This window comes from Luteimicrobium sp. DT211 (genome assembly GCF_049844995.1).
GTDB lineage: Bacteria > Actinomycetota > Actinomycetes > Actinomycetales > Cellulomonadaceae > Luteimicrobium.
In genome coordinates, this window is sequence record NZ_JBNCMC010000004.1 from 287,765 (window position 1) to 303,864 (window position 16,100).

17 protein-coding genes are annotated in these 16,100 nt (G+C 74.0%); 13 read left to right on the top strand and 4 right to left on the bottom strand.

The features are described 5' to 3' along the window. The first annotated feature begins 1 nt into the window (after window position 1). From ACLQ14_RS12250 to ACLQ14_RS12275, 6 genes are all read left to right on the top strand, one after another. Window positions 2-2,056, top strand: a complete 2,055-nt coding sequence (locus ACLQ14_RS12250; RefSeq protein ID WP_425813341.1) for a bifunctional aldolase/short-chain dehydrogenase — start codon at window positions 2-4, stop codon at window positions 2,054-2,056. Window positions 2,057-2,064: 8 nt separating this feature from the next. Then, a complete protein-coding gene (locus ACLQ14_RS12255; RefSeq protein ID WP_425813343.1) occupies window positions 2,065-3,522 on the top strand; it encodes a rhamnulokinase in 1,458 nt (485 codons plus the stop codon). 10 nt (window positions 3,523-3,532) lie between these two features. Next, the gene (locus ACLQ14_RS12260) at window positions 3,533-4,789 is read left to right on the top strand and encodes an alpha-hydroxy acid oxidase (RefSeq protein WP_425813345.1); all 1,257 of its coding nucleotides are present in this window, start codon (window positions 3,533-3,535) and stop codon (window positions 4,787-4,789) included. Between the two features lie 194 nt (window positions 4,790-4,983). After that, window positions 4,984-5,646, top strand: a complete 663-nt coding sequence (locus tag ACLQ14_RS12265) for a TetR family transcriptional regulator (protein WP_425813347.1) — start codon at window positions 4,984-4,986, stop codon at window positions 5,644-5,646. After that, window positions 5,636-6,355 carry an ABC transporter ATP-binding protein gene (locus tag ACLQ14_RS12270; RefSeq protein WP_425813349.1) on the top strand — a complete coding sequence of 240 codons (720 nt, stop codon included), beginning with the start codon at window positions 5,636-5,638 and terminating at the stop codon, window positions 6,353-6,355. Before ACLQ14_RS12265 ends, ACLQ14_RS12270 begins: the two co-directional genes overlap by 11 nt. Then, window positions 6,352-7,083 carry an ABC transporter permease gene (locus tag ACLQ14_RS12275; RefSeq protein ID WP_425813351.1) on the top strand — a complete coding sequence of 244 codons (732 nt, stop codon included), beginning with the start codon at window positions 6,352-6,354 and terminating at the stop codon, window positions 7,081-7,083. The genes ACLQ14_RS12270 and ACLQ14_RS12275 overlap by 4 nt, the downstream gene beginning before the upstream one ends. A 9-nt stretch (window positions 7,084-7,092) precedes the next feature. Here ACLQ14_RS12275 and ACLQ14_RS12280 read toward each other — a convergent pair whose 3' ends face one another. Next, window positions 7,093-7,761 carry a potassium channel family protein gene (locus ACLQ14_RS12280; RefSeq protein ID WP_425813353.1) on the bottom strand — a complete coding sequence of 223 codons (669 nt, stop codon included), beginning with the start codon at window positions 7,759-7,761 and terminating at the stop codon, window positions 7,093-7,095. 49 nt (window positions 7,762-7,810) lie between these two features. After that, complete coding sequence (locus tag ACLQ14_RS12285; RefSeq protein WP_425813355.1) at window positions 7,811-9,187, bottom strand: TrkH family potassium uptake protein; 1,377 nt, start codon at window positions 9,185-9,187, stop codon at window positions 7,811-7,813. 219 nt (window positions 9,188-9,406) lie between these two features. Here ACLQ14_RS12285 and ACLQ14_RS12290 point away from each other — a divergent pair, with 219 nt between their 5' ends. Together ACLQ14_RS12290 and ACLQ14_RS12295 are read left to right on the top strand one after the other, a co-directional pair. After that, window positions 9,407-10,549: an acetoin utilization protein AcuC gene (locus tag ACLQ14_RS12290; protein ID WP_425813967.1), complete on the top strand. Its 1,143-nt coding sequence runs from the start codon at window positions 9,407-9,409 to the stop codon at window positions 10,547-10,549. Between the two features lie 172 nt (window positions 10,550-10,721). Continuing rightward, window positions 10,722-10,820 carry a 30S ribosomal protein bS22 gene (locus ACLQ14_RS12295; protein ID WP_003792170.1) on the top strand — a complete coding sequence of 33 codons (99 nt, stop codon included), beginning with the start codon at window positions 10,722-10,724 and terminating at the stop codon, window positions 10,818-10,820. Between the two features lie 137 nt (window positions 10,821-10,957). Here the strand turns inward: ACLQ14_RS12295 and ACLQ14_RS12300 are convergent, their stop codons facing one another. Continuing rightward, window positions 10,958-11,806 carry an HAD family hydrolase gene (locus tag ACLQ14_RS12300; protein WP_425813357.1) on the bottom strand — a complete coding sequence of 283 codons (849 nt, stop codon included), beginning with the start codon at window positions 11,804-11,806 and terminating at the stop codon, window positions 10,958-10,960. A 109-nt stretch (window positions 11,807-11,915) separates the two neighbouring features. Here ACLQ14_RS12300 and ACLQ14_RS12305 point away from each other — a divergent pair, with 109 nt between their 5' ends. After that, the gene (locus ACLQ14_RS12305; RefSeq protein WP_425813359.1) at window positions 11,916-12,215 is read left to right on the top strand and encodes a glutaredoxin family protein; all 300 of its coding nucleotides are present in this window, start codon (window positions 11,916-11,918) and stop codon (window positions 12,213-12,215) included. Window positions 12,216-12,296: 81 nt separating this feature from the next. On the opposite strand, the gene ACLQ14_RS12310 is transcribed toward ACLQ14_RS12305, so the two are convergent. Beyond that, window positions 12,297-12,854: a YceI family protein gene (locus ACLQ14_RS12310; RefSeq protein ID WP_425813361.1), complete on the bottom strand. Its 558-nt coding sequence runs from the start codon at window positions 12,852-12,854 to the stop codon at window positions 12,297-12,299. A gap of 154 nt (window positions 12,855-13,008) precedes the next feature. On the opposite strand from ACLQ14_RS12310, the gene ACLQ14_RS12315 reads away from it, so the two are divergent. From ACLQ14_RS12315 to ACLQ14_RS12330, 4 genes are all read left to right on the top strand, one after another. Then, window positions 13,009-14,181, top strand: a complete 1,173-nt coding sequence (locus ACLQ14_RS12315) for a Gfo/Idh/MocA family protein (RefSeq protein ID WP_425813363.1) — start codon at window positions 13,009-13,011, stop codon at window positions 14,179-14,181. Window positions 14,182-14,206: 25 nt separating this feature from the next. After that, window positions 14,207-14,689, top strand: a complete 483-nt coding sequence (locus ACLQ14_RS12320; protein ID WP_425813365.1) for a MarR family winged helix-turn-helix transcriptional regulator — start codon at window positions 14,207-14,209, stop codon at window positions 14,687-14,689. Window positions 14,690-14,729: 40 nt separating this feature from the next. After that, a complete protein-coding gene (locus ACLQ14_RS12325; RefSeq protein WP_425813367.1) occupies window positions 14,730-15,404 on the top strand; it encodes a histidine phosphatase family protein in 675 nt (224 codons plus the stop codon). An 83-nt stretch (window positions 15,405-15,487) separates the two neighbouring features. Further along, window positions 15,488-16,099 carry a TlpA family protein disulfide reductase gene (locus ACLQ14_RS12330; protein ID WP_425813369.1) on the top strand — a complete coding sequence of 204 codons (612 nt, stop codon included), beginning with the start codon at window positions 15,488-15,490 and terminating at the stop codon, window positions 16,097-16,099. The last annotated feature ends 1 nt before the right edge of the window (window position 16,100 follow it).

Genomic DNA, 16,100 nt, shown 5'->3' on the forward strand with positions numbered 1-16,100 from the left:
GATGACGCACCGCACCGTGACCGAGCTCCTCGAGCGCTCTCACCGGCTGGGGGCCGACCCCCGCAACACCAACTACGCGGGCGGCAACACGTCCGCCAAGGGCACCGACGTCGACCCCGTCACCGGCTCCGAGGTCGAGCTGCTCTGGGTCAAGGGCTCCGGGGGCGACCTCGGCACCCTGACCGAGCCGGGCCTCGCCGTCCTGCGGCTCGACCGCCTCCGCTCGCTCCCCGGCGTCTACCCGGGCGCCGAGCGTGAGGACGAGATGGTCGCGGCGTTCGACTACTGCCTGCACGGCCGCGGCGGCGCCGCCCCGTCGATCGACACGGCGATGCACGCGCTCGTCGACGCGGCCCACGTGGACCACCTCCACCCGGACTCGGGCATCGCGATCGCGACCGCCACCGACGGCGAGGCGCTGACCCGCGAGATCTTCGGCGGGAAGGTCGCGTGGGTGCCGTGGCGTCGTCCCGGCTTCCAGCTCGGGCTCGACATCGCCCGCATCAAGTCAGACAACCCCGACGTCGTCGGGGCGATCCTCGGGGGTCACGGGATCACCGCGTGGGGCGACACGAGCGCGCAGGCGGAGGAGCGCTCGCTCTGGATCGTCGGCACCGCCGCCGCCTACATCGCGGAGCACGGCCGCCCCGAGCCGTTCGGCGGGCGGCGCGCGGGCTTCGAGCCCCTGCCCGACGACGCCCGCCGGGCACGGGCGGCCGCGCTCGCCCCGCACCTGCGCGGCCTGGCGTCGTCCGACCGGCCGCAGGTCGGGCACTTCACCGACAGTCCGGAGGTGCTGGAGTTCCTGGCCTCCGAGCGGCTGGCCGAGCTGGCCGCGCTCGGGACGAGCTGCCCCGACCACTTCCTGCGCACCAAGGTGAAGCCGCTCGTCGTCGACCTGCCGGCCACGGCGGGCCTCGACGACGTCGTCGCCCGCCTGCCCGAGCTGCACGAGGCGTACCGGGCCGACTACGCGGCCTACTACGAGCGGGGCGCGGCGGACGCCCGGGCGCGCGGCGAGGAGCCGCCCGCGATGCGCGGCGCCGACCCGGCGATCGTCCTCGTCCCGGGCGTCGGGATGTTCAGCTACGGCGCGGACAAGCAGACCGCGCGCGTCGCGGGCGAGTTCTACGTCAACGCGATCAACGTCATGCGGGGCGCCGAGGCGCTCTCCACGTACGCGCCGATCGACGAGGCCGAGAAGTTCCGCATCGAGTACTGGGCCCTCGAGGAGGCCAAGCTCGCGCGCCGGCCGAAGCGCAAGCCGCTCGCGACCCGGATCGCGCTCGTGACGGGCGCGGCGTCGGGCATCGGGAAGGCCACGGCCACGCGGCTCGCCGCCGAGGGGGCGTGCGTGGTGATCGCGGACCTCGACCTCGCGAGGGCGCAGGAGGCGGCGGCCGAGATCGGGGGACCGGACGTCGCGGTCGGCGTGCAGGCCGACGTCACGGACGAGGACCAGGTGCAGGCCGCGGTCGACGCCGCGGTCCTCGCGTTCGGCGGCCTCGACCTCGTGGTCAACAACGCCGGGCTGTCCATCTCCAAGCCGCTCCTCGAGACCACGACGAAGGACTGGGACCTCCAGCACGACGTCATGGCCAAGGGCTCGTTCCTCGTGTCCCGGGCCGCCGCGCGCGTGCTGATCGACCAGCGGCTCGGCGGCGACATCGTCTACATCTCGTCCAAGAACTCCGTGTTCGCGGGGCCCAACAACATCGCGTACTCCGCGACCAAGGCGGACCAGGCGCACCAGGTGCGGCTCCTCGCCGCGGAGCTCGGGGAGCACGGCGTGAAGGTCAACGGGATCAACCCCGACGGCGTCGTGCGCGGTTCGGGGATCTTCGCGGGCGGGTGGGGCGCCAAGCGGGCGGCGGTGTACGGGGTGTCGGAGGACAAGCTCGGCGAGTTCTACGCGCAGCGGACCCTGCTCAAGCGTGAGGTGCTGCCCGAGCACGTCGCGAACGCCGTGTTCGTGCTGTGCACCTCCGACCTCGACCACACGACCGGCCTGCACGTGCCCGTCGACGCGGGCGTCGCCGCCGCGTTCCTGCGCTGAGACGCGCGATGAGCAGCGACGATGCCGCGGCGGTCGCCGCGGTCGACCTCGGCGCGACCAGCGGGCGCGTCGTCGTCGGTTCCTTCCTGCCCGACGGCGGCGGCGGACGCGGTCCCCGCCTGCAGCTCCGGCACGTGGCCCGGTTCCCCAACGAGCCCGTCCGCACCCGCGACGGCCTCCACTGGGACCTCCTCGGCCTGTACCGCGGCGTTCTCGGCGGCCTCGCGCAGGCCGAGCGGGAGGCGCCCGGCGAGCTGGTGAGCGTCGGGATCGACTCGTGGGCCGTGGACTACGCGCTCCTGCGCGACGGTGCCGTCCTCGGCATCCCGTACCACTACCGCGACGAGCGCACGGCGGCGGGGGTCGGGGCGGTGCACGGCGTCGTCGGAGCGGCGGAGCTGTACCGGCGGAACGGCCTGCAGCACCTGCCGTTCAACACCGTCTTCCAGCTCGCCGTCGACCGCGCGCACGGCCTGCTCGACGTGGCCGACCAGGTGCTGCTCGTCCCGGACCTGCTCACGTACTGGCTCACGGGCGAGGTCGGCGCCGAGCGGACGAACGCGTCCACGACCGGGCTCCTCGACGTCCGGACGGGGGAGTGGGACCGGGAGCTCGCCGGGCTCGTGGGCGTGCCCGAGCGGATCCTGCCCGCGCTCGTGGAACCCGGGGCGCCCCGAGGGGTGCTCACGGGAGACGCCGCGGACGTCGTCGGGCGGGCGCTGCCCGTGACAGCGGTCGGGTCTCACGACACCGCCTCGGCCGTGGTGGCGGTCCCCGCCGCCGACCGGGACGTCGCCTACGTGTCGTGCGGGACGTGGGGGCTCGTCGGGCTCGAGCTCGACGCCCCCGTGCTCACCGACGACGCGCGGCGCGCCGGGTTCACCAACGAGGGCGGCGTCGACGGGCGCGTGCGGTTCCTGCACAACGTCATGGGCCTGTGGCTGCTGTCCGAGTCGATCCGTGCCTGGGACCGCTCGGCCACGGCGGCGCAGCAGTCCAGCACCCTGCAGTCGCTCCTCGCGGCCGCGGCCGAGGTCCCCGCGCCGGTGCCCCTGTTCGACGTGGACGACGACCGCTTCCTCGCCCCCGGCGACCTGCCCGCGCGGATCGTGGACTGGTTCCGCGAGCACGACGTGGCCGCCCCGTCGTCGCGGCCGGCGCTCGTCCGCAGCATCGTCGAGAGCCTCGCCCAGGCGTTCGCGGACGCCGTCACGACCGCGGCCGGGCTCGCCGGGCGTCCCGTGCGCGTCGTCCACGTCGTCGGCGGCGGCGCGCAGAACGCGCTCCTGTGCCAGGCGCTCGCGGACCGCTCCGGCCTGCCGGTGCTCGCCGGGCCGGTCGAGGCGACCGCGATCGGCAACGTGCTCGTCCAGGCCCGGGCGCACGGCATGGTGAGCGGCGACCTCGAGGCGCTGCGCGCCGTCGTCGCCGCGAGCTTTCCCCCCACCCGCTACCAGCCCCGATAGGTGGTCCACCGTGGTCCAGCGTCAGCTGCCCCGCCCCGCCGAGCTCCGCGAGCTCGTCAGGTTCAAGCGCCCCGACCTCGACGGCAGGCGTCGTCGGCTCGCCGCCGCGCTCACCATCGAGGACCTGCGGACGCTCGCCAAGCGCCGGACGCCGCGCGCCGCGTTCGACTACACCGACGGCGCCGCCGAGGGCGAGATCTCGCTCGGCCGGGCCCGGCAGGCGTTCCAGGACGTCGAGCTGCACCCGTCGATCCTGCGCGACGTCTCGACCGTGGACACGTCCACGACCGTGTTCGGCGGCCCGTCGGCGCTCCCGTTCGGCATCGCACCGACCGGGTTCACGCGCCTGATGCAGACCGAGGGCGAGATCGCGGGAGCCGGGGCCGCGGGCGCGGCCGGCATCCCGTTCACGCTCTCGACGCTCGGCACGACGTCCATCGAGGACGTCAGGGCGGCAAACCCCCACGGCCGGAACTGGTTCCAGCTCTACGTGATGCGCGACCGCGAGGTCTCATACGACCTCGTCCGCCGGGCCGCGGCCGCTGACTTCGACACCCTGTTCTTCACGGTGGACACCCCGGTCGCGGGCGCCCGCCTGCGCGACAAGCGCAACGGCTTCTCCATCCCGCCGCAGCTCACGGCCCGCACCGTGCTCGACGCGCTCCCGCGGCCGTGGTGGTGGTTCGACCTGCTGACGACGCCGACGCTCGAGTTCGCGTCCCTCACCTCGACCGGCGGCACCGTCGGCGAGCTGCTCGACGCCGCCATGGACCCGTCGATCTCGTTCGACGACCTCGCGATCATCCGCGGGCTGTGGCCGAACAAGATCGTCGTCAAGGGCGTCCAGAACGTCGAGGACGCGCGGCGCCTGGCCGACCTCGGCGTCGACGGGGTCGTGCTGTCCAACCACGGCGGGCGCCAGCTCGACCGCGCGCCCGTGCCGTTCCACCTGCTCCCGCAGGTCGTGCGGGAGGTGGGCGGCGACCTCGAGGTCGCGATCGACACGGGCATCATGAACGGCGCCGACGTGGTCGCCTCGATCGCGCTCGGCGCCCGGTTCACGCTCGTCGGGCGCGCGTACCTGTACGGCCTCATGGCCGGCGGGCGGGCCGGTGTCGACCGGACCGTCGAGATCCTGCGCGACCAGGTGGTCCGAACCATGAAGCTCCTGCAGGTCGCGAGCCTCGACGAGCTGACGCCCGCGCACGTCACACAGCTGACGCGGTTGGTCCCGCTGCGCGCCGACCTGGCGGCGCTCCCGTCCTGACCCGTCGCCGACGGTGACGCTCTGTTCGCCGACGGTGACGTTCTGTTCGCCGACGGTGACGTTCGTCCACCGAAGATGCGCATCGATCTGTGGACGAACGTCACCGTCGGCGGCTGCAACGTCACCGTCGGTGGCTGCAACGTCACCGTCGGCGAACCCGACGTCACCGTCGGCGTGCGTCCTACGCTGGGCGCATGTCGCACAGCCTGGACGAGCGCCCGTCGGGCACGGCCCGCCGCGGGCGTCGGCCCGCGGGTGAGGACACCCGGAGCCTGATCCTGGAGGCGGCGCGCGCGGAGTTCGCCGAGCGGGGGTTCGACGCAGCGAGCGTGCGTGCCGTCGCGCGGCGCGCGGGCGTGGACCCCGCCCTCGTGCGGCACTACTTCGACTCCAAGGCGGACCTGCTCGCGGCCGGGCTCGTGCCGCAGGGGCTCGACCCGCGCGTCGTCCTCGGGGCGCTCGGGGACGGGCCGACCGACACGATGGGGGAGCGCCTCGCGCGCCTCGTGCTCCGCGTGTGGGACAGCGAGGAGGGGCGGGCGCGGTTGCGGACGGTCCTGTCGGGCGCGCTGTCGGCGGACCCCGCGGCCGGGGTGTTCGTCGACTACCTGCGCCGGACCGTCTTCGGCAGCATCGCCTCCGTGCTGGACGCGCCGGACGCCGACGTCCGCGTCGCACTCGTCGCGTCGCAGGTGGTGGGGCTGCTGGTGACCCGCGTCGTGATCGGGCTGGAGCCGGTCGCCTCGATGTCCGCGGACGACGTCGCCGCGCTCGTCGGGCCGACGCTCCAGCGGTACCTCACGGGAGACCTTGCCGGGGAGACCGTGCGGGAGGATAATTCCCCACATGGGGAATGAAGCCGCCGTCGACGTCGCAGGGCTCACGGTCCGGCGCGGGCCGCACACCGTCCTCGACGGCCTGGACCTGCGCGTGCCCGCCGGCCAGGTGGTCGGGCTGCTCGGGCCGAGCGGCGCGGGCAAGACGACGCTCATGCGGGCGGTCGTCGGCGTCCAGGAGGTGCACGGCGGGCGCGTGACGGTGCTCGGCCGGCCCGCGGGCGCGCCCGAGCTGCGGCGCCGCGTCGGCTACGTCACCCAGTCGCCGAGCGTCTACGCCGACCTGACGGTGACGGAGAACCTGCGGTACTTCGCCCGGGTGCTGGGCGCGCCGTCGGGCGACACCGCGCGCGTCCTCGAGCAGGTCGACCTCGTCCGGTACGCGCGCACCCGCGTCGGCGACCTGTCGGGCGGGGAGCGCTCGCGCGTCTCGCTCGCGGCCGCCCTCCTCGGGACGCCCGAGCTGCTCGTCCTCGACGAGCCCACCGTCGGCCTCGACCCGGTGCTGCGCCGCGACCTGTGGGACCTGTTCGGCCGGCTGCGCGACGACGGCGCGAGCCTGCTCGTGTCGAGCCACGTCATGGACGAGGCGAGCCGCTGCGACCGGCTCCTCCTCATGCGCGACGGCGCCGTCGTCGCGGACGCCACCGAGGCCGAGCTGCTCGAGCGGACGGGCGCGCGCGACGTCGAGCACGCCTTCCTGGCGCTCGTCGAGGAGGGGGCACGATGACCCCGGCCCTGACGACGGCGACCGCGCGCCGCGTCCTCGCCCAGCTCCGCCACGACCCGCGGACGATCGCCCTCATCGTGCTGCTGCCGTGCGTCCTGCTCGGCCTGATCGCGTGGATGTTTCACGGCACGCCGGTGCTCGACCAGTTCGGGCCCATCCTCGTCGCGCTGTTCCCGCTCATCGTGATGTTCCTGGTGACGAGCGTCGCGACCCTGCGCGAGCGCACGTCGGGCACGCTCGAACGGCTCATGGCGTCGCCGCTCGGCAAGGGCGACTTCGTCGGCGGCTACGCGCTCGCGTTCGGCGCGGTCGCGGTCGTGCAGGCGCTCGTCGTGACCGGTTTCGCGGTGTGGGTCTGCGGGATGACGGTGCGCGGGTCCGTCGGGGCGGTCGTGCTGGTCGCCGTGCTCGACGCCGTCCTCGGCTGCACGCTCGGGCTCGCCGCGTCCGCCGTCGCGCGGACCGAGTTCCAGGCCGTGCAGATGATGCCGCTGATCGTGTTCCCACAGCTCGTGCTCTGCGGCCTGCTGATGCCGCGCGACGAGATGCCGACGGTGCTCGAGTGGATCTCCCGCGCGTTCCCGCTCACCTACGGCGTCGACGCGATGCAGCACCTCGCGGCGGGAAGCTCCCTCGGCGACGTCGCCGGGGACGTCGCCGTCCTGGTCGCCTTCATCGCGGGGGCGGTCGTGGTGGGCGGGCTCACGCTGCGCCGTCGGACGCCGTAGCCCGCCCGGCTACGGCCGGGCGCCGAACCGCTCCAGCAGCTCGGCGGGCCCGGACACGATGAGCAGGTCGGTGGGGGAGATGCGGGTGTCGGGCGTCGCGTACTGGAACTCGACGCCCGGCGACTTCACGCCGATCACGGTCACGCCGTACTTGGACCGGACCTTGGACTGCTCGAGCGTGAAGCCGTGCGTCTCCTTCGGTGGCCGCATCTTGACGATCGTGAAGCCGTCCTCGACCTCGATGTAGTCGAGCAGCTTGCCCGAGACCAGGTGGGCGACGCGGTTCCCGGCGTCGGCCTCGGGGAAGACGACGTGGTGCGCGCCGATGCGCTGCAGGATGCGCCCGTGCTCCGCGGACACGGCCTTGGCCCAGATCTGCGGGGTGTCGAGGTCCACGAGGTTGCCCGTGATGAGGACGGACGCCTCGAGCGCGGTCCCGACGGCGACGATCGCCACCGAGAAGTCCCGGGCGCCGATCTGCTCGAGGGCCTCGGGGTTCGACGCGTCGGCCTCCACGAGGGCGAGCCGGCCCGACCACTGCGCGACCAGGTCGGGGTCCTTCTCGGCAACCAGGACGTCCTGGCCGAGGCGGTCGAGCGACGTCGCGATGGACTGCCCGAACCGGCCGAGCCCGACGACGAGCACGCCCCCGGCGCGCGCCTCGGCGCGCGGACGCACCTCGCGGACCCGCGAACCCGCAGGCTTCTCGGGCGTACCCGTCCTCGTGTCAACCAATGATCGGCCTCTCCTCGGGCATCCTGACGACGCGCCTGCGGCTACGGAGCGCGAGCGCCGCGCCCAGGGTCATCGTCCCGGTGCGGCCCACGAACATCAACACGACCAGGACGTACTTGCCGGCGTCGGGCAGGTGCGGGGTCACGCCGGTCGACAGGCCGACGGTCGCGAACGCCGAGATCACCTCGTACATCACGACGTCGAGGCTCCACCCGGTGATCTCCAGGAGCAGCAGGCTCGAGACCAGCACCGCGGTCGCGCCGACGAACGTCACGGCGATCGCCAGCCGGATCGTCTCGTGCGGGATGCGACGGCGGAACACCTCGATGTCGCGGTCGCCGCGCGCCTCCGCGACGATGGCGAGCAGCATGACGGCGAGCGTCGTGACCTTGATGCCGCCCGCGGTCGACGCGCTGCCGCCGCCGACGAACATCAGGGCGTCGGTGATGAGCCAGCTCGTCTCGTGCATCGAGCCGATGTCGACGGTCGAGAAGCCGGCCGACCGGGGCATCACGCCCTGGAACAGGGACGCGAGGATCTTGTCGGGCACCGACAGCGGGCCGAACGTCCCCGGGTTCGTCCACTCGAGCGCGAGGAACAGCACGGCCCCGACGACGACGAGCGCACCGCCCGTGACGAGCGTGAGCTTCGCATGGAGCGACAGGCTGGACAGGCGCCGGCGGTTGCGCATGATGTTGAGGATCACGGGGAAGCCGAGCGACCCGATGAACACCCCCACGATGATCGGCAGGCACAGGGCCCAGTCGCCCACGTAGCCGTCGAGGCCCTCGACGGTGGGCACGAACCCGGCGTTGTTGAACGCCGAGATGCCGAAGAACAGCGCGTGCCACGCGGCCTCGCCGACCGACTGACGCAGGACGAGGAACCGCGGGAAGAGCAGGAGCGCGACCGCCAGCTCGAGGGAGGTCGAGGTGATGATCACGACCCGGATGAGCGAGCCGACCTCTCCGAGCCGCGTCGTCTTGACCTCGGTCGCGGCCAGCATCCGCTGCGTGAGCCCGAGGTGCCGCGACACCGCGAGCCCCAGGATCGACGCGAGCGTCATGACGCCGAGCCCGCCGACCTTGATCGCGACCAGGATGACGACCTCGCCGAACGGCGACCAGAACGCCCCGGTCGGGACGACGGTCAGTCCCGTCACGCACACGGCGGAGGTCGCGGTGAACAGGGCGTCGACGACCGAGGCGCCCTTGCCCGACCGGGTCGCCCACGGGCCCAGCAGCAGGAGGGTGAAGAGCACGACGACGCCTGCGAACGAGAAGACCGCGAGCCGCGCGGGGGAGCGTCGGGCCAGCCGGTCGAGGGCGCCGCGCGCCGTCACGAGCTGGCTGCTGAAGGCCTCGGCCACGCCCCTCCCTCGTCCGCCCGTCGCGGCCGCCTGCTCGGCCCGGCGGCCGGGCCGCCGCGGGATTGTTCGCCGCGTCCGCCCCGGCAGACTAGCGTGATCCCCGTGCCGGTTCCCTTCGACGCGCGCGACGCCGCGGCCACCGACCCCGTCGGCGGCCCGGCCGGCGATCCTCCGGCAGACGCCGAGGCGGCCCGGTCCCTCGTCGTCTGGAGCCCCGAGCTGCTGCGGTACGACTTCGGTCCCGGCCATCCGATGGCGCCGTCCCGACTGCACCTGACCATGAGTCTCGTTCGGTCCCTCGGCCTGCTCGACGTGCCCGGCGTCGAGCTCGTCGACCCGCCGCCCGCGAGCGACGCCGAGCTCGCCCTCGTGCACGACGAGCGGTACGTCGCGGCCGTGCGGTCGGCGTCGGAGCACGGCACCACCGACCCGCTGCGCGGGCTCGGCACCGAGGACGACCCCGTCTTCCCGGGCATGCACGAGGCCGCGGCGCGGATCTTCCACGGCTCGTACGTGGCCGCGGGCGCCGTCTGGTCGGGCGAGGCCCGGCACGCGGTCAACATCGCGGGCGGCATGCACCACGCGCGCCGGGACGCGGCGTCGGGGTTCTGCGTCTACAACGACGCCGCCGCCGCGATCCGGCGCCTGCTCGACGACGGCGCGACCCGGGTCGCCTACGTGGACGTGGACGCGCACCACGGCGACGGCGTGGAGAGCGTCTTCTGGAACGACCCGCGCGTCCTCACGGTGTCGGTGCACCAGAGCGGCCAGACCCTCTTCCCGGGCACCGGCTTCCCGACCGACGTCGGCGGACCGCTGGCGGAGGGGTCGGCCGTCAACGTCGCCCTGCCTCGGCACACCGACGGCGCCGGGTTCCTCCGGGCGTTCGACGCCGTCGTGCCCGCCGTGCTGCGGGCGTTCCGGCCCGAGGCGGTCGTGAGCCAGCACGGCTGCGACTCGCACGCCCAGGACCCGCTGACCGACCTGCACGTGGGTGTCGACGCCCAGCGCATCGCCGTCGAGCGGGTGCACGCCCTCGCGCACGAGCTCGCGGACGGCCGGTGGGTCGCCCTGGGCGGCGGCGGGTACGCCGTCATCGACGTGGTCCCGCGCGCGTGGGCGAACGTCGTCGCGGAGGTCGTGCACCGGCCGCTGGACCCGGACACCGCGCTGCCCGACGCGTGGCGCCGCGACATCGCGGAGGGCGCCGGCGAGGACCCGCCCCGGCGCATGGGGGACCACCCGGTCACGTTCCGGCCCTGGTCGCAGGGGTACGACCCGGCCGACGACCTGGACCGCTCGATCCTCGCGACCCGGCGTGAGGTGTTCCCGCTCCTGGGCCTCGACCCGTACCTGGACTGACCCGGTTTCGGCCCTGCGTGGTCCGCGCGGTAGGCTGGTCCACGGCCTTCGTCTCGTCTCGTCCCGCCGTCTTCGGCCGCGTCGTCAGCTTGTCAGCTCGCCGCACGTCGCAGGGTCGGGGGACACGGTGGACGAGCCGACGATCTGACACCTTCGATCATTGCGAGGACCTATGGGCTCCGTCATCAAGAAGCGCCGCAAGCGCATGGCGAAGAAGAAGCACCGCAAGCTGCTTCGCAAGACGCGTCACCAGCGTCGCAACAAGAAGTGACGCCCCGCCCGGCCTGCCGGGCGTGAGCGACAAGGGCTCGACCGCGTGCGGTCGGGCCCTTTCGTGCGTCCGGCCTCGAGGCCTACTTCGCGAGGTACCCCGCGGGGAGGCCTGCTTCGCGGGGAAGCGCGGCGGGGTCAGCGGCGCGAGGCGCGGCGCAGGAGCGACGTCGCGGCCCAGCCGGCGGCGACCCAGCTCCCGGCCTTCACGCCGGTGCGGGCGGCGCGCCGCGTCGGCTGCCGGAACTCGCGCACGTCCCAGCCGGAGGTCCGGGCCAGACGGCGCAGCCGCGGCTCCGGGTTCACGGCGCACGGGTGCCCGACGGTGCCGAGCAGGTCGACGTCGTTCATCGAGTCGCCGTACGCGTAGGACCGCTCCAGGTCGATGCCGGTCCGCGCGGCGAGGTCGCGTGCGGCGCGGGCCTTCGCGGCGCCGTGCATGAGCTCGCCGTCGAGCCGGCCGGTGTAGACGCCGTCGGCGTGCTCGGGGACGGTGGCGAGCGCGCCGGTCGCGCCGAGCCGGCGCGCGATCAGCCCGCCGACCTCGACGGGTGCCGCCGTCACGAGCCAGACCTGGTGGCCCGCCGCGAGGTGCGCCTCGAGGAGCGCCTTGGTGCCGGGGAAGATCCGCAGGGCGAGGACGTCGTCGTACACCTGCTCGCCGACGCTGCAGACCTCGTCCACGGAGTGTCCGGCCACGAGGCACAGTGCCTTGGCGCGGACCCGGTCGAGGTGCTGTGCGTTCTCGCCGTAGACGGCGTACCGCGCCTGGTGCACGGCGAACCGGGCGATGTCGCGGGCGCGGAAGAAGCCGCGGGCGTGGAGGGCGCGGGCCAGGTGGAAGGTGCTGGCGCCACGGACGAGCGTGTTGTCGACGTCGAAGAACGCGGCGACCTCGCCGCCGGCGTCGCCCACGTGCTCGTGCTCGCCGTCGGCCGTCCGGGGGCGCGCGACGACCGCGTGGCGGCGACCCGTGACGTGTGACATGCGCCCCACCCTAGGTGCGCCGTCTGGGCGTTCTCCGTGCTTCACGGGCCGCGGTCGGTGCTCGTGCAGGTCCTGCACACCACCTGCACGCGCCACCTACGCTGGGGTGGTGACGTCCCCCGAGCCCGCTCCTGCCGTCCCCCCGGCAGCCTCTGCTGTGCCCGACGGCGCGGCGCCGCGCGTCGTCCTGTACGTCCGGGAGGGGTGCCACCTGTGCGACGACGCGCGCGCCGTCGTCGACGGGGCGTGCGCGGAGGCGGGGGAGCGGTTCGTCGAGCGGGACGTCGACGCGGACCCCGCGCTCCGCGAGGAGTACGGCGAGCTGGTGCCGGTCGTGACGGTCGACGGCGTGCGCCAGGGGTACTGGCGGCTCGACGCCGAGCGGGTCCGCCGGGCGCTCGCGCGCTGAACGACGAAGCGGGTTGTCAGAACCTCGTGAGCCCGGAGGCTCGTGAGGTTCTGACAACCCGCTCGCGCGTGGTCGGAAGGGTCAGTCCTTCTTGACGAGCGCCGAGAGGTCGAGCTCGATCTTGACCTTGTCGGAGACGAGCACGCCGCCGGCCTCGAGGGCCGCGTTCCACGTGATGTCGAACTCCTTGCGGGAGATCTCGGTCTTGGCCTCGAACGCGGCGCGCTCGGCACCGAACGCGTCGACGGCCGCACCGGTGAACTCGGTCTCGAGCTCGACGGACTTGGTCACGCCGTTGATCGTGAGGTCGCCGGTCACGACGAACTCGTCGCCGGAGCCGGAGACGGAGGTCGAGCTGAAGGTCCAGGTCGGGAACTTCTCGACGGTGAAGAAGTCGGCGCTCTGGATGTGGCCGTCGCGGTTCGCGTCGCCCGTGCTCACGGTGCGGGCGTCGAGCTCGGCCGTGACGCTGGAGACCTGGAGCGACTCGCCGACGGTGATGGTGCCGCTCGTGATGGCGACCGTGCCGCGCACCTTGGAGATGCCGGCGTGACGGACGGTGAAGCTCGCGGACGAGTGCGACGGGTCGATCTCGTAGGTACCGGGGACGACGCCGGTGGGCAGGGCGATGGCGGTCATGGGTGCTCCTCAGGGGCGTGGGCCTGGATTGGTTGAACATACAACTGAACCGAGGGCCGACGGCGTGCATTCCCCGCCCGGATGTGGCATGCGTCACACGGCGTTGCAAGTGCTGGCCGCGAGCGCGACGTCGCCGGGAGGGGAAGGTGGGGTCATGACGGACACGAGCATCCGCGTCGGCATCGTCGGAGCGAACCCGGACCGCGGCTGGGCGGCCCGGGCGCACGTCCCGGCCCTGCGGGCGCTCCCGGACTACCGGCTGACGGCGGTCGGAACGAGCCGCACGGAGAGCGCCCGATCCGCGGCCCGAGCCTTCGGGGCGCCGCACGCCTTCGCCGACGCGCGGCGGCTCGCCGAGCACCCCGAGGTCGACCTGGTCGTCGTCACGGTCAAGGTTCCTGCGCACGCCGAGCTCGTCGGGGCGGCGCTGGCGGCCGGCAAGCACGTGTACTGCGAGTGGCCGCTCGCCCGCACGACGGACGAGGCGGAAGCGCTCGCGGCGGCGGCGCGCGGGGCGGGCGTCCATCACGTGGTCGGTCTCCAGGCGAGGTACGCCCCCGCGCTCTCCTATGCCCGCGACCTCGTCGCCGCGGGCCGCGTGGGTCGCGTGACCTCGGCGTCGGTCCTCGCCGCCCGGGGGTCCGGGGCACGGGACGTGATCCCGGCGTGGGCCGCCTACACCCTCGACCGCGACAACGGCGCCGGGACGCTGGAGGTCGCCGGCGGGCACACGCTCGACGCCCTGCAGCACCTGCTCGGGGAGGTCCGCGAGCTCTCGGCGACCCTGTCCGTGCAGCACCCCGTCCGCACGGTCGCCGAGACCGGGGCCACGATCGAGGCGACGAGCCCGGACCACCTGGCGCTCGACGGGACGCTGGCCGGTGGCGCCGTCGTCTCGGCCCACGTCCACGACGGCAAGGCGACGGACGCCGGGACCCGGATCGAGATCTCCGGGACCGACGGGGACCTCCTCCTCGTCTCCGGCGGGCCCTTCGCGGTGGCCGGCATCCAGGTCGGGGAGCTGCGCCTGCTCGGCTCCGCCGGCCCCGGCGGTCCCTACGCGGAGCTGCCGGTCCCCGGCCGCTACCGCCGGGCCTCCGGGATCGAGCCTTCCGCGGAAGGCTTCGGCGTGGCGCAGCTGTACGCCCGGCTGGCCGACGATCTCCGCACCGGCTCGCGCACCGTCCCGGACTTCGACGACGGCGTGGCGCTGCACCGTCTCCTCGACGAGATCAGGCTCGCTGCGGAGACCGGCACCCGTCGACGGCGCGGGTCCGGACCTCGGTCAAGCCGAGCTCACGAGCGCGTCGTCGAAGGGCTCCATTAGGACATCTCCGCACGTCAGGGACACAATGCACCCCGTGAACACCCCGACCGACCACCGCTGGCTCGACCTCGAGCAGCAGGCCGCATGGCGCGACTTCCTCGAAGGCGTCGGCCGGTTCCAGGAGGTCCTCGTGCGCGAGCACGAGCGTCGCCTGCCCCTCTCGGTCCCCGAGTACGACGTGCTCGTCCAGCTCTCCGAGCAGCCCGACCGGTCGCTCCGGATGTCCCGGCTCGCCGAGCGCCTCGCGTACTCGCGCTCGCGCGTCACGCACACGGTCTCCCGGATGGAGCGCGCCGGCCTCGTGCGCCGCGTGGCCGCCGCCGAGGACAAGCGCGGGGTGCACTGCTCCATGACCGACGCCGGCTGGCACGCGCTCGTCGCGGCGGCCCCGACCCACGTCGACATCGTGCGCACCTACCTCGTCGACGTGCTCACGCGCGACGAGCTGCTCGCGCTCGGCGGCGCGATGGCGCGCGTGCGCGACGCCTGCGCCGCCGCGGGGGCCTGAGCGGGGCAGCCCCTCAGGCGGCTCTGCGACAATCGGGGACGTGCCCAGCCCTGACTCCGCCCCCTCCGCCGGCGCCACCGTGACCGTCGTGCACCTCGTGCGCCACGGCGAGGTGCACAACCCCGACGGCGTCCTCTACGGCCGCATCCCCGGCTACCGGCTGTCCGAGCGCGGGCGCGCCATGGCGCAGCGCCTCGCCGAGCACTTCTCCGACGGCCACGACGTCACGCACGTCGTCGCGAGCCCGCTCCAGCGGGCCCAGGAGACTGCGACGCCGCTCGCCGAGGCCCTCGGCGTCGACCTCGGCAGCGACGACCGTCTCATCGAGGCCGCCAACCACTTCGAGGGCCTGACGTTCGGCGTCGGCGACGGGTCGCTGCGCCACCCCCGGCACTGGAAGTACCTGTGGAACCCGTTCCGGCCGTCCTGGGGCGAGCCGTACCAGGCGCAGGCCGCGCGCGTGCGCGCCGCCGTCGACTCCGCCCGGGAGGCCGCGCGCGGGCACGAGGCCGTGCTCGTGAGCCACCAGCTCCCGGTCTGGGTGACCCGGCTGTCCGCCGAGCACCGCCGGCTGTGGCACGACCCGCGGCGTCGCCAGTGCTCGCTCGCCTCGGTCACGTCGCTCACGTTCGAGGGCGACCGCCTGGTCGGGATCGAGTACGCCGAGCCCGCTGCCGACCTCCTGCCGGGCGCCTCCGCGGTGCCAGGGGCGTGACGGTGGTCACGAACGCGCCCTCCAGGGCCCCGGAGGGGCCGGATTCCCAGGGCGCGCCCAGGGTCCGGCGGCACGGTGGCACCGTGCCGCGCCCTCGCCCTGCCCGCCTCGCCGCCCTCATGGCCCTCCTCGTCGGCGGAGCTCTCGCGCTCGCCGGTTGCACGTCGAGCTCGGGCAACGACGGCGGCAACCTCGGCTTCGTCCAGGGCGACGGCTCGGTCAAGACGTGGACGCCCAGCGAGCGGTCGGAGCCCGTCACGCTGACCGGCACCGCGTTCGACGGGACCAAGGTCGACACCTCGAAGTGGCGTGGCGACGTCGTCGTCGTCAACACCTGGTACGCGGGCTGCGCGCCCTGCCGCAAGGAGGCGCCGGACCTCGCGTCGCTCGCCTCGAGCGCGACCGACGGCGTGCACTACCTCGGCATCAACTCGACCGACGACGCTGGCGCCGCCCAGGCGTTCCAGCGCACCTTCAAGATCCCGTACCCGTCGATCTCCGACAAGAGCGGCTCGGTCGTCGCCACGCTCCAGGGCGTCGTGCCGGTCCAGGCCGTCCCCACGACCGTCGTCCTCGACGCGCAGGGCCGCGTGGCCGCGCGCGTACTCGGCGCGACGACGAAGGCCACGCTCGCGGGCCTCGTCGACGACGTGCGCTCCGGCGACGGCACCAACACTGCCGCCGCGACGTCGTGAG

Coding starts and splice junctions, on each gene's coding strand:
- ACLQ14_RS12295 (WP_003792170.1), top strand. CDS start 10,722: ATGGGCTCCGTCATCAAGAAGCGCCGCAAGCGCATGGCGAAGAAGAAG.
- ACLQ14_RS12310 (WP_425813361.1), bottom strand. CDS start 12,854: ATGACCGCCATCGCCCTGCCCACCGGCGTCGTCCCCGGTACCTACGAG.
- ACLQ14_RS12250 (WP_425813341.1), top strand. CDS start 2: ATGACGCACCGCACCGTGACCGAGCTCCTCGAGCGCTCTCACCGGCTG.
- ACLQ14_RS12300 (WP_425813357.1), bottom strand. CDS start 11,806: ATGTCACACGTCACGGGTCGCCGCCACGCGGTCGTCGCGCGCCCCCGG.
- ACLQ14_RS12315 (WP_425813363.1), top strand. CDS start 13,009: ATGACGGACACGAGCATCCGCGTCGGCATCGTCGGAGCGAACCCGGAC.
- ACLQ14_RS12275 (WP_425813351.1), top strand. CDS start 6,352: ATGACCCCGGCCCTGACGACGGCGACCGCGCGCCGCGTCCTCGCCCAG.
- ACLQ14_RS12320 (WP_425813365.1), top strand. CDS start 14,207: ATGCACCCCGTGAACACCCCGACCGACCACCGCTGGCTCGACCTCGAG.
- ACLQ14_RS12270 (WP_425813349.1), top strand. CDS start 5,636: ATGGGGAATGAAGCCGCCGTCGACGTCGCAGGGCTCACGGTCCGGCGC.
- ACLQ14_RS12265 (WP_425813347.1), top strand. CDS start 4,984: ATGTCGCACAGCCTGGACGAGCGCCCGTCGGGCACGGCCCGCCGCGGG.
- ACLQ14_RS12255 (WP_425813343.1), top strand. CDS start 2,065: ATGAGCAGCGACGATGCCGCGGCGGTCGCCGCGGTCGACCTCGGCGCG.